General features: G+C 38.2%; 9 protein-coding genes. All 9 read left to right on the top strand.

Features of this window, described 5'->3' with window-relative positions:
* Positions 1-40 precede the first annotated feature (40 nt).
* The 9 genes from tssE (at position 41) to FTU75_RS08090 (ending at position 13,545) form a co-directional block, all read left to right on the top strand.
* On the top strand, positions 41-517 hold the full coding sequence (tssE, locus tag FTU75_RS08130; protein WP_078190770.1) for a type VI secretion system baseplate subunit TssE: 477 nt from the start codon (positions 41-43) through the stop codon (positions 515-517).
* Between the two features lie 15 nt (positions 518-532).
* Positions 533-2,341 (top strand): type VI secretion system baseplate subunit TssF, encoded by a 1,809-nt coding sequence (gene tssF / locus FTU75_RS08125; protein ID WP_180115667.1) that lies wholly within the window; start codon positions 533-535, stop codon positions 2,339-2,341.
* The gene (gene tssG / locus FTU75_RS08120; RefSeq protein WP_180005370.1) at positions 2,305-3,297 is read left to right on the top strand and encodes a type VI secretion system baseplate subunit TssG; all 993 of its coding nucleotides are present in this window, start codon (positions 2,305-2,307) and stop codon (positions 3,295-3,297) included. The genes tssF and tssG overlap by 37 nt, the downstream gene beginning before the upstream one ends.
* A 2-nt stretch (positions 3,298-3,299) precedes the next feature.
* The gene (locus tag FTU75_RS08115; protein ID WP_180115666.1) at positions 3,300-4,745 is read left to right on the top strand and encodes a hypothetical protein; all 1,446 of its coding nucleotides are present in this window, start codon (positions 3,300-3,302) and stop codon (positions 4,743-4,745) included.
* Positions 4,746-4,773: 28 nt separating this feature from the next.
* Entirely contained in the window at positions 4,774-8,604 is a 3,831-nt protein-coding gene (gene tssM, locus FTU75_RS08110; RefSeq protein ID WP_180115665.1) for a type VI secretion system membrane subunit TssM, read from the top strand.
* Positions 8,605-8,661: 57 nt separating this feature from the next.
* A complete protein-coding gene (gene tagF / locus FTU75_RS08105; protein WP_078190765.1) occupies positions 8,662-9,621 on the top strand; it encodes a type VI secretion system-associated protein TagF in 960 nt (319 codons plus the stop codon).
* A 20-nt stretch (positions 9,622-9,641) separates the two neighbouring features.
* Positions 9,642-10,388, top strand: a complete 747-nt coding sequence (locus FTU75_RS08100) for an OmpA family protein (protein WP_257223752.1) — start codon at positions 9,642-9,644, stop codon at positions 10,386-10,388.
* A 399-nt stretch (positions 10,389-10,787) separates the two neighbouring features.
* Positions 10,788-12,416: a long-chain-fatty-acid--CoA ligase gene (locus FTU75_RS08095; protein ID WP_180115663.1), complete on the top strand. Its 1,629-nt coding sequence runs from the start codon at positions 10,788-10,790 to the stop codon at positions 12,414-12,416.
* 241 nt (positions 12,417-12,657) lie between these two features.
* Positions 12,658-13,545: a DMT family transporter gene (locus FTU75_RS08090; protein WP_111885468.1), complete on the top strand. Its 888-nt coding sequence runs from the start codon at positions 12,658-12,660 to the stop codon at positions 13,543-13,545.
* Positions 13,546-13,633 lie beyond the last annotated feature (88 nt).

Below are 13,633 nucleotides of genomic sequence, written 5' to 3'. Positions count from 1 at the left end.
TAGCCTCTATTTTCATTTTTTTAAATATTTATAAGAAGATATGAATCTCGATCAGCTTTATCCTTATGGTTTTAGAACGACTTTATTTGACCGCTTATTACCAGCAGATGCTCAGCAGACTCAAGGTCTGTCTTTGCAAGAACTTCGTGAATCTGTTGCTTCCGATTTAGAGGATCTCCTCAATAGTCGTGTGGCAAAGTTAGATGAACTGATTGATGACTTTCCATTAGCAAAAAAATCTATTTTGCAATTTGGCATTATCGATTTTGTTGGCTTATCAACTGCAAATCCATCGGATCGTGACAAAATTTGTCAGTCAATTGAACAATCGATTGCTGCACATGAACCGCGTTTAAAGCAGATTCGAGTCGAAATGCTCATGGATGGTCATAATATGGGGGCACTATGTTTAAGTATTCAAGCATATTTAAATATTCATCCTTTATATGAGCCAGTTATTTTTGATGCCTTATTAAAACCAACAACACAACAATATGTTATTTCTCCAAGAGCTTAATGAAGTGGGTTATCTGTGATTGAAGAGCTGTTACCGTATTACGAAAAACAACTACAGGAATTTGGACAACAGTCCCGTGAGTTTGCCAGTAAATACCCCAAAATCGCCCAGCGTTTGTCTTTAAACCAAGAACAAATAGATGACCCGCATATTGAGCGTTTAATTCAAGCATTTTCTCTAATTTCTGCACGGATTGACAAAAAACTTGCAGATAGTTATGACGTTTTTACCCGTTCAATTTTTGAGGTGATGTTTCCTCAATATTTAAAACCATTTCCTGCATGTTCTGTGGTGAGCTTCGAAGATATAAATAAAATTAAGCAATTAACAGATCGACACGTTATTCCAAAGGCGACCAGTCTAAAAGCCAAAAGTACGCGCGGTGTTCAATGTGAATATCAGACGGTACAAGAAGTCACATTATTACCGATTCAATTAAAACAGCTCAATTTCAAAACTCATCCATCGGCACATATGCATTTAAATCAAAATGCTACATTGAGCTTAGGATTTGAAATTTTTTCGAATAAGCACGCTTTACTCAAAAATGAAACTTTGCCGATATTTTTAGACGCTATTTCTAATTTTCCTTTGCAGGTTTTAGATAGTATTTTTAAATCGACTACAAGTTTTTCGATTCGTGTGGGGCAGCACATTTTTGATATTGCCAATCCATTTGAAATTATGGGCTTTGATGAAGTTCAAAGTGTTCTACCTATCGATCAACATACACATCATGCATATCGTTTACTGATGGAATATTTTTGTGTTCCTGAAAAATTCAATTTTTTAAATCTAAATCTAGATTTCATTAAGTTTTTAAGTTTAGAACATAGTGAATTTGATGTTCAAATGCACTTTAAACTCAATTTAAATGATCAAGCGGCGATTCGAAATTATTCAGAATTAAATGCGGCAAATTTTAAATTGTTTGCTACACCAATTGTTAATCTTTTCAATAAACAAGCAGAGCCGCAAAAGATTAATCATAAGCGAATGGAATATCCATTGGTGACAGATGCACACCATCCTGAATATTTTCAAGCCTATAGCATTTTAAAAATGAATATGGTGCGTGAAAAAAGTAACCAAGATGAAGTGTATTATCCGGTACTGCCTTTTTTTGCAATGAGTCATTATCATCAGGATAAAGTCCAGTTTTTTTATAGTTTAAATCCGCAGCAGATGAAGAATAAACATCAGGAATTAAACTATTCAATCATATCTCGTGCTTTAGACCCACATAGTACTCAGTCCGATTTTATTAGTACTGAACTTTTGTGTAGTAATCGTGAGTTACCTTACGAAAGTTATAATAAAGATCAGAATGCCTTAACTCTGAATGATAGTAATTTGGCCCGTCGTGCTCTGATGCTCAAACGACCATCGATTCCATATTATTTTGAGCAAAATAAACAAGAACAGTGGCGGGTCATTTCACATTTATCTTTGAATAATATGTCTTTAATGAAAGGCGATGTGGTCTCTCATATTAAAGAACTTTTGGAATTGTATAATTTACCTAAATCGAAAGAAAACCAAATTATTATCGACTCTATAAAAAATATTCAATTTTCTACCACGCAGAAACTTGTGGATAGTAAACCGTTTCCATTATTTGTCAGAGGTTTAAAAGTACAGCTCGATATCGATGCGGATATATTTAGAGGGCATAGCCTGTATATATTTAGTCAATTGCTAGCCCATATCTTTAATTTAAAAGTCAATATGAACAGCTTTGTCGATGTCTCGGTTTTTGATGCAAATAGTCAACAGGAGTTATACCAATGCGTGCAGAACGTTGGTGGCAAGAAAGCTCTGTAATTGACGGACTTTTCCAAGAACCGAAAGCCTACGAGTTTGTTCAAGCTACTCGTTTATTAAGACATGCACCTTATGGAGCAGCTCAGGTCCATTGGGCCAATGACTTTGAGTTTAATAGTTCACTTAATTTGAACTTCCCGAACACTGAAATTGAAAGTTTAGAGTTCAACGATGAGAAAGTTGAACTGACAAATTTAATGGTGGGTTTAACGGGTATTCAAGGTGCATTACCTTATAGCTATACCAATAAGATTAAGCTCAGCGGGCGACATCAGCGACACGAAACACAAAAGTTTTTAGGGCTGTTTAATCATAAATTAACAGCACATTATGTTGATGCCAGTTTAAATTATCATTTACCTATTCGTTATGAAATCGAGCAGGATAATCACTATCTTGATATTTTACATGCATTAAATGGTTATATCCGTAGCCAGCATGATCAGCCAGATTTAGATGATTATTTTGCTGAATTCTCAGGTTTAATGCAGGGGCAAAACAATACAGCTTATGCATTAAAAACCATGCTGAATTGTATCTTTAAGCAGAAATTTGATATTCGAGAATTTATCCCTGAAACTTTTGTATTTGAAGAAGATCAGAGAACATGTTTAGGTGGATCTCAGCCAAGCTTATTGGGGCTGAATACTTTTTGTGGTGAGAAGATTCAACAGATTGACGAAAAAATTGAAATCGTGATTGGACCTTTAAATCATGAAGATTATTTAACATTTTTACCGAATCAGGCACGCAGCCTAAAATTAAAACAAATGATTCAAACTTGGTGCAGTCCAACATTAATGGTGGATGTGCGCTTAATTTTACAAAAAGAAGAAATAAAACCGGTGTGTTTAAATTCTTTGAGCGGAATTGGTCTAGCTCAGGGAGCATTTTTACAGCCGAATAAACAGGTCGATAATACAGAAACCTGTTATGCCTTAATGGGGAATTTATAATAATGCTGAAATTAATAATTGGAACCTTTAGTACGCTTTTTGTTTTGTGTACTGCTTTCGTGATTTTTTACTGGCGAGATACAGGCTATGACCCTACAGCTTTTGATCTGGTCACCTATTTTATACTTCTTCCTGTCGCTTTATGTGCAATTATTTTATCGCCTTATTTGATTTATAAGGGCATTCAACATCAAAAAGAAAAAAAACTTGAAGCTGAAAAACGTGCAGAAGAACAAGCTGAGCAACAACAACTTGATGCCATTGAACAAGCAAAACCGAAGCCTATTGATGTACAGCAATTTCGTTTAAATGTTTATTCTTCAGCGGCTTGGCATAGTTTTGGTGAAAATGAACAAATCATCCAAGAAATTCAGCAATTCAAAAGTCCTGAACTCGATGATAAATTATTCAATGCATACGGTTTGCCTGTTCTTTCATTTCGAATCAAAGATTTGGATGAACTCACTAATGAAGAAGCAGATGATGAATATAGTGCCATCACCATGCGTGAAAAACGAATCCAGTCACTTATTCAGCAACAACTAGAGCAACACGTTGAAAGTCTATTTTTAATTGCTGAGCATCTGAAACAATCAGCACTCTTTTATGATAGTGAATTGGCATATCAGTACCGTATGCATCCGGGTTGGGTGGATCCAGATTATACGCAAGATGAACATCCAGAACATTTGGCGAACAATGCACAGCAAGTTTCACGTTTAAATCGTTTAAATGTCCATATTTTGCTTGCTGATAATTTGATTCATCAATGGAATGATGATTATGCTCAAATTATTCAGCAGTATCTATCTGACGGATTTTCGATCATTCCCGAACAAATTAATATCGAGCCACATTTTATCGGCACTCAAGTCGCTTATTCAGAATGGTTAAGCATTTTAGAGATGATTTCAAAACAAAAGTTTGAAGTCAGTTTGATTCTCAATGCTGACTCTGAAATCGACCAAGAATGGATTGATGAAAAGATGTGGTTACAAGAAAAATACATTGCTGCAGAGTTTGCATCGAGTTGGTGTTTGGCTGCTTCAGACGTTCAAGTTCGAGGTTTAACTCCAAATAAAGTGCTACAAGTGGTGGCACATGAGCCTGAGTTGAAACGTAATTTAGAGCTTAAAGCACTGAATAATTTAGATCAGTATGATCAAGAACAACCCTTTTTATTGATGTTAGATGATGCTACAGATATGAAAGTGGTGAAAAAATTACAGCATAAATTTAATGAAACAGCTATTGAAACCTATCATTTTTTATATACAAAACAGAATCTTGGAAATACCCAGCAATTGGCAAAAATTTTTGGATTCATGTTGGGTATGCACTTGCCAGAAGAGTTAACTGCCATGATTTATAGCACAGACCAAGAATCGACATTTGCTTTTATTCAAGCATTTTCAGTGGAAGATGAACTTGAACAAGAAACTGTTTAATTAGAATTAAGACGAAATTGAGAACATTGTGAACACACTATTTTATACGATCCTCGGTTATGTTTGGCAGTACGTCACCAATCCTAAAGCGATGGTGGCTTTGTCATTTTTTGTGGCCATTGTTGCCATGCATAATTCGATTCCGCAAAAGACTTTTTACATTGTGGTTGCTGTTTATATTCTCGGATTAATTCTGTGGGGTATTTATGAATTAGTGCAGCATTATCGTCATAAACAGCAAGGCGAAGAGCTAGCTGAGGCGATTGCCAAAGATAATGAAGCTGAATACGGCAAACAAAAGAATAAAGAAGAACTTGCGCTGATCAATCAGCAAATGAAAGACTCGATTCAACTTATCCGTAAATCAAAACTCGGCGACAAAAAGGGTAATGCAGCCCTATATGAATTACCTTGGTACATGGTGATTGGTAACCCAGCAGCGGGTAAAAGTTCAGCGATTTATAATTCTGGTCTTAGATTTCCATTTGAAGAAACTCATCAGAAAATGGTGTCGGCAGGTCTAAGTGGTACTCGTAACTGCGATTGGTTTTTCTCTACAGATGGTGTCTTACTCGATACCGCAGGTCGATATTCTGTTTATGCCGAAGACCATTCAGAATGGTTAGGTTTCTTAAATATTCTCAAAAAAAACCGTTCTAAAGCACCAATTAACGGTTTAATCGTGATTGTTTCTGTGGCTGAGCTTGTCAGTCAAAGCCCTGAAAAATCAATCAAATTAGCCAAAAACTTACGCGCACGTATACAGGATTTGACTGAACGTTTAGAAATTTTTGCGCCAGTGTATATCGTTTTTTCAAAAATGGATTTGATTGCCGGCTTTACTGAATTTTTTGATTGTTATGATAAGGATGAATTTGATCAAGTTTGGGGTGCAACACTGCCTTATGATCCAGACTCATCTGAGCATGCCGTTGAGATGTTCGAAAAGCATTATTCAATTTTATACGATGGTTTGAAGAGCGTCAGTACTACGCACTTGAGTCGTCGTCATTCGCAAAATATTTCTCCAAGTGTAATGACATTTCCACTTGAGTTTAAAAGTTTAAAGCCAGTGTTAAAAACTTTTATTGGTACGTTGTTTCAAGACAACCCTTATCAGTTTAAACCAGTTTTCCGTGGGTTCTATTTCACCAGTGCGTTACAAGAAGGTGTGATTGAAAGTCCAATGACCGAGCAAATCGCTGAAGACTTTCATTTGGTGAAAAGTACGGATAGTGAGTTTGGCATTCCTACGAATTCTGTTTCGCAAGACCATGGTTATTTCTTAAAAGGACTCTTTTCAACCGTCATTTTAAAAGATAAAAATCTAGTTAAACAACATATCAATCCTGCACGTAAACGTCAGCGCTTTATGGCATTTATTGCTGCATTGTTATTGGTTGCTGTGGTGCTTGGGTTATGGGTTTGGTCGTATCGTAATAACCAACAACTCGTGGCGGAAGTTCAAGCTGACTTAGACAAAGTTGTGCAAATGGAAAGCCGTAGCGGAAGTGAGCTTTCGACTCAATTGGATGCATTGCTGATATTACAAGGACATTTACAGCAGCTCGATCATTTTGATGAAGATCGTCCATTGAAATATAGTTTTGGTTTATACCAAGGGAATAAAATCCGTGAAAAACTCAAAGTTGAGTATTTACGTGGCATTCAACAAATTGTATTAGCACCATCTCAGCAAAATATGGCGCAGTACTTACAACGTGTCAAAGCCAATGAAGCGACGTTGAAAGAAAATCACGTCAATGTGCAAATCACTCAAGCGGTGAAATCAAATCAGCCCTATTTAGAACCATCGGATACTAATCCTCAGGATGCCTACAATGCACTGAAGGCGTATTTGATGATGAGCAATCATAAATATATGGAATCGAGCCATTTGAGTGACCAAGTTACTCGTTTCTGGCGTTCGTGGTTAGATTCAAATCGTGGTCAAATGCCACGTGGGGAAATGATTCAAAAAGCCGAACAAGTTTTATCTTATGCGATGACTTTAGCTGCTGATCCTGCGTTTCCGCAAATGGAATCTGATCCTTTATTGGTAGATCAAACACGTCAATTATTGACGGCTGTTACCATGGGTATTCCTGCACGTGACCGCGTTTATAATGAAATTAAAATGCGTGGTTCGGTACGTTTCCCTGCGGTGACAGTGAAGCAAATATTAGGTGAAACAGGCCAAAACAGCATGTTGGGTAGTTACGCCTTGCCGGGTATCTTTACTTACCAAGCTTGGAATGATTATGTAAAAGATGCGATTAACCAAGCTGCGAATAATCCGACGGATACCCAAGACTGGGTACTCAATTCCAATCGTTCTGATGACCTGACGTTTAGTGGTAGTCCAGACCAGATCAGTAAACAGTTAACCGAACTTTATAAGCAGGAATATATCGCTGAATGGCGTAAATTTTTAAATGCTGTGCATTATGGAAAAGGTGCAGATGTTGCTCAGCAGTCACGTTTTATCGATATTTTAGGTGAACCTGAGAATTCGCCAATTCGTAAAGTGGTGGACCGTATTGCGAAAGAAACCAGTTGGGATAATCCAATTGTTCAAGCAGAACTGGCTGCGCCTCAGAAAGGTTTTATTGCGTGGTTTAAACGTAAAGTCCTCAGCCGTGATGATGCGCAGCAGGCACAGCAAGTTGCTTCTAAAGCCGGTCAAGGTGTTATTGCAAAAGAGTTTGATGTGTTCTATCAATTGGTTCGTAAGCGTGATGATCAGCAAAACAAATCTATTTTAGATGAATACATGCTGTCTTTGAGTCAAGTGCGCAGCAAGTTCAATGACTTGAAGAGTGGCGGTGATATGGGACCTGCAAGCATGACATTGGTGAAACAAACCATCAATGATCAAAGCTCTGTCTTCAATAGCACGCAAAAATTTGTGGATGAAAAAATGTCTGTCGGTCTGAATGAATTAGATCAACAGTTGATTCAAAAACTCTTTATGCAGCCGGTGACACAGTCATTTGAAGTTCTTTTGATCCCAGCGCAAAACGAAATTAATAAGTTGTGGGCAATGCAGGCGTATCAACCATTTACAACCAATCTTGCGCCTAAATATCCATTTAATAGCAATGCTACTTTACAAGCGACCAGTAATGAAATTAGCCAAATTTTTGGTGAAAACGGAAGTATCGCTCGCTTTGTAAAAGAATATTTAGATCCATTGGTGATTCGTCGTGGCTATACCTTAACCACGAAAACATGGAAAGATTTGGGCATTGGTTTAAATCCACAATTCGTAGCGAATTTCCAACGCTATGTTGCGCCAAGTAATGGCGTTGCTACAGGGGAATTGAGTCAAGCAGCACCTGCGGCAACCAATCAATCGAACTTCCAGTTCTTCCCATTAGAAAATACACAGTTGCTTTCATATACCATTGATATTGATGGTCAGCGTATGGTGTATGAAAACGGTGTTCAGCAATGGGTGAACTTCGTTTGGCCAAATAAAGGGGCAATTCCAGGTGCACGTATTACTGCAATTGACTTGGAAGGTCAAACGCATACGATTTTTGATGAGCCGGGTGAATATGGTATTAACCGATTGGTTGAAGGCGCTCAGCGTACACAAAATGGTAATTCATTTGAAATGGTGTGGCGTAGCAAACAAAATCCAAAAGTGTTTGTTAAAGTGAATTTCCGTTTAATTAGTGGTAACGCATCTGGCCCAACTACAGGTTCAGGCTATTCAGGTATGACTCTTGTTGATCAAGTGGTGACGAATAAAGGTGTTCGTGTCGTCGCAGCGCAAACGATGCCTGCAGGACAAGCGCCTGTAGCGCCAGCGACTTCACCGATGAGTGTTGTACAAGGAACAGCAACACCATGATGATGAATTTAAAAATGAGAGCGGTGGCATTCGTGCAAAAGAACAAGGAGTGTGACGATGTATGAAGTGAGAACGACACCGCTGTATTATGGGAAATGTCCAGCTCGTGGTGACTTCTTAAAGAGCCGTGAACAATATTCACTGATTCAGTTAATCGATCAGTGGATCACGGAGGCGCTTGAGTTCGCTATGCGTTCAGACAATTTTAATGCAGCGTATAACTCACTGCCTTCATTAGATTTCTTTATTGCCAGTCCAAAAGATAAGCGTTTTTTGGTTGCCAATTTGATTAGCAGTGAAGACAGTTCAAAGCGTCAATTTCCAATGGTGCTCGCTCATCTGCTAGAAATCGATGATCCTTTCGATAATATTTTGTATGCACCATATCGTTATAAACAAACCTTAATTGACTTATATCAGCGTAACCGAGTGATGCGTTCTATTCGCGATCCCGATATTTTGCTCGATAAATTAGGCAAACTGAATAACGAAATTCAAGTGTTCGGGACAGAAGAAACCTCTTCTTTTTATGAGCATCATACGTTGCATTCATTTGCACGTTTATTGAATTTTACGCCTTATCAGTTGGCGCAAAGCATGATTGGTCTCGGTTTGCTGCTACAACCGATTATTCATCAGGGTACGTCTCGGTTGAATAAAGTGCTGATCTTACCAATCAATAATATTAGTTACTGCTATGAAATTGCGGCTTTTTGGGTCAATTTAATTAGTCGTTTTGTCGAAAACCAAGATGCTGAGTTACTCATTGGCATCCTACACAGTGATTCACCTGTTTTACTGTTTGGTTTTCAAGGTGCTGATATTACTGCACTCAGTGATGTTTTTACCCAAAATATGCAAAGTGATCATTGGGTTTCCCTGATCGATGCCAGTTGGATTGATCCTTATCTTGAACAAAATGCAGGCTTAGCCGTTTTGGAACAGTCTTTGAGTGAGCGTCAGATCAGCCTTATTCATGGCATTAAACTTTTTAGACAGACTTTTATAGAAGAATAATGATGCAAAGAATCTTACCAATGTTGCCCAAATTTATTGCGAGTGTATGCATTTTAGGTTGTTCGACTTTGCTTTGGGCAGAGCCTATTGTGATTGAAGGTGCTGTACCGAATGAAGCAACCAAGCAAGAAATATTAAATAAAGCCTATTTGACCTATGGTCAGGCAAATGTGGTTGATAAAATTCAGGTTCGAGCGGTTACAGCACCTAATGGTTGGGGTAATAGCGTAAGCCAAATGATTAATGACGACTTAAAAAAAGTAAAACAGGGGAAACTCTCTGTACGCGGAACGCAAGTCGATTTAAGTGGAAAGATGTCAAATCAAGATGATATCCAACCCACGACCACCAAGTTTCAGTCTTTGGTCACAGCACCTTTTCGTTTCAATGCACAGCTTTCTGTCAATCAGGCTGAACAGGCCATTATTGATGCGGCTTTACGTAATCGTATTATTGAATTTGAATCTGGAAGCGCGATTTTAGCACCATCTGGGGTACAGATCTTAGATGAAATGGTTATCGCACTGAATCGCGTCGGTGGGAAAAAAGTACGAATTATTGGTCACACAGACAGCTCAGGGAATCCTGAGAAAAACTTAAGTTTAAGCCAAGATCGTGCTAATGCGGTTAAAAACTACCTGATTTCAAAAAATATTGCAGCGGCGAACTTAAGTACTGAAGGGATGGGCTCAAACAAGCCTGTAGCAGACAATGCTACGCCTGAAGGTCGTAAGAAAAACCGTCGTATTGAGTTTGAAGTACTGTAACTATTGTAACTACAACGGCTAATGCAACGAATGAACCCAGTGTATCTAGACTGGGTTTTTTTATGCTAATTGACTCAGTCGATTATTTGATAACTGAAAACGACATTTTTTAAAGCAGCAGTGTTATAACTAAATAAGACTATATTTTGAATAGGGCTCAAGCATTAATTTTTGCATTTTATACCACTAAAGCATTCATATTTTGAGCAATAAAACAGTGGATTCTAAAATCAATTAAGGTTAAAACATAAGAATCAGTTTTGGATATGCGTTTCATATCTACTGCTTTAACCTTGTCGATGAATAATAATCATTTTTGACATGGTGCAAAGTTTTAAAAAATCTGCAGGACAGTGCGGAAAAACAACAACTCAATATGGATGAATGTGGGAGCAAAGAATGCTTGGTAATATGATGTTTAAACCGCTTTTGATTAGTAGCATGATTGAACATGCGGGTCGCTATCATGGGGATAGTTTAGTCATTTCAAAAAATACAGACACGACGATTACGAAAACCACTTGGGGTGATGTCCATAAAAATTCAAAACGATTTGCTAATGTTCTTGCATCTCTCGGTTTAAATTTAGGGGATCGTGTTGCGACCATCGCTTGGAATAACCACCGTCATTTAGAGTCTTGGTACGCTATTTCAGGTAGCGGCTATGTTTGTCACACCATTAATCCGCGTTTATTTCCAGAACAATTAATTTTTATCATCAATGATGCCGCAGACCGCGTGATGTTATTTGATAAAACCTTTTTGCCTTTAATCAAAGCAGTAAAACCTTTATTAAAATCTGTTGAACATTTTATTTGTTTAGATGGACCAGATGCAGCGATTGTTGAAGCGGTGCCCGATGTGAAGTTTTATGATGAACTCATCGCGGCGCAATCTGCAGACTATACATGGCCAGAATTAGATGAATTATCGGCTAGTTCGTTATGTTATACCTCGGGTACCACAGGCAATCCGAAAGGCGTGTTGTATAGTCATCGTTCAACAGTCTTACACAGTTATGCGATTTGTATGCCGGATTCATTAAATATCTCAGCGCGAGATATTATGATGCCTGTTGTGCCGATGTTCCATGTCAATGCATGGGGTACGCCATATGCTGCGGCTATGGTAGGTTGCACTTTAGTGCTACCAGGCCCAGGTTTAGATGGTGCGAGCCTGACGCAAATGATTGATGATTATAAAGTATCTGTTGCATTGGGTGTTCCAACGATTTGGCAGGGATTAATCAATGCTGCGCAGCAAGCGGGTAGTCAGCTCCAAAGTTTAGTGCGTAATGTGGTTGGTGGATCTGCGTGCCCGCCTGCGATGTTAAAAGTGTTTAAAGAACAATTTAACTGCGAAACGATTCATGCTTGGGGAATGACCGAAACCAGTCCATTAGGTTCTTCAAACCAGTTTAAAGCCAAACATTTATTATTATCTGAAGAAGAACAATTACAAGTAAGATTGTCTCAAGGTCGTCCGCCATTTGGGGTCGATTTACGTATTACCGATGAAGAAAACGGTACACACGAAGTTGCACGTGATGGCGAAACGACTGGTAATTTACAGATCCAAGGGCATTGGATTATTGGCAATTACTTTGGCAAAACAGAGTCTGCATTAACCTCAGATGGTTGGTTTGATACCGGGGATATTGCAACCCTGAACGAAGATGGTTTCTTAAAAATTAGTGACCGTTCAAAAGATTTGATCAAATCGGGCGGTGAATGGATTTCTTCCGTTGAGTTAGAAAATTTAGCTATGGGACATCCTAAAATTGCTATGGCGGCAGTGATTGCAGCGACCCATCCGAAATGGGATGAGCGTCCTGTATTGATTGCAATTAAAAAGCCAGATGTCGATTTATCTGATACAGAAATTTTGGATTATTATGCAGATAAAGTCGCTAAATGGCAGGTGCCAGATAAAGTGATTTTTGTGGATGCTATTCCTTTGAGCGGAACAGGTAAAATGCTGAAAAAAGATCTGCGTGAGCAATTTGGTGCTGTATTACTAGAAAGCTAACTTAATATAAGTCACTAACTAAATGTTGGTAAGGAGCAAAACGTAAAGGTAACATGCCTTTGCGTTTTTTTATAAAAACTTAAATTTTGATAAATACCATATGCTTAATATGAGGTTTTTAAATAAATTTTTTTCAACGAATCCATAACCAAGTTCAATGAATAATCTAGGCGTGTTGGGTCGCATTCAATTCAATAAAAGCGTAAATTGATGAGGCATCCACCGTTAAACCACCTTTCTTATGTTTCCAGTTTGGATCTTGTTCACTTTAATGGCTGCTTTTATGCAGTCATGGCGCAATGCATTTCAAAAACAACTCAGTACCACTGTTGATGTGTATGGTGTCACCCTTGCACGGTTTATTTTTGGACTCCCATTTGCCTGCATTTATTTATATGTGCTGTACCAACAACAGCCTGTGACTCAGGTGACCACATTTACAACTATGTTTTGGGTCTATGTGGTGATTGCAGGACTAAGTCAAATTTTAGCGACGATTTTAATGGTCTTGCTTTTTAAACAAAAGAATTATGCCATTGGTGTTGGTTTAGCGAAAAGTGAAGCGATATTTGCGGCCATTGTTGGGGTGATTTTCTTAAGTGAACATTTAAGTTTATTTGGTTGGATTGGTGTTTTGGTTGGTGGTGTTGCCGTTTTTCTTTTAAGCAAAGGTTCTCAACGACAAAAGTTATCTTTGCCAACTTTATGCATCGGTGTAGGGAGTGGATTAAGTTTTGCCATTACCTCTTTATTGGTTCGTGAAGCCAGTTTAGAGCTAAGTGATTTACCGACTTTGCATCGTGCGGCGTGGGTATTGTTGAGTGTAATTGGCTTTCAATGTGTGATTATGCTGCTGTACCTCAGTCTATTTAGCCGCAAAACGCTCATTGCCATGTGGGATAGAGTCGGTCTGACCTTTCGCGTTAGTGTCTGTAGCTTTCTAGCATCCTTGGGCTGGTTTACTGCTATGAGTATGCAAACGGTTGCGATTGTCAAAACCCTAGGTCAAATCGAAATCTTATTTAGCCTCTTAATCTCTGCATATTTCTTTAAGGAAAAACTCGCAAGAACCGATCATTGGGGATTAGCCTTAGTGGTGATTGCGGCGATTATGGTAATTTGGGCTTAATGTGTGCTTTAAACAGTCATGAAAGCAAATAGAGGCCGAATTTAAGTCAGTTTTTCGAATATATTTTTAATTAAAATATGAGAAATAT

The organism is Acinetobacter sp. YH12140 (genome assembly GCF_013418475.1).
In the GTDB taxonomy this organism is placed as follows: domain Bacteria; phylum Pseudomonadota; class Gammaproteobacteria; order Pseudomonadales; family Moraxellaceae; genus Acinetobacter; species Acinetobacter amyesii.
The sequence above is the reverse complement of the archived record's forward strand: the minus strand, read 5'-3'. Positions and strand labels throughout refer to the sequence as shown.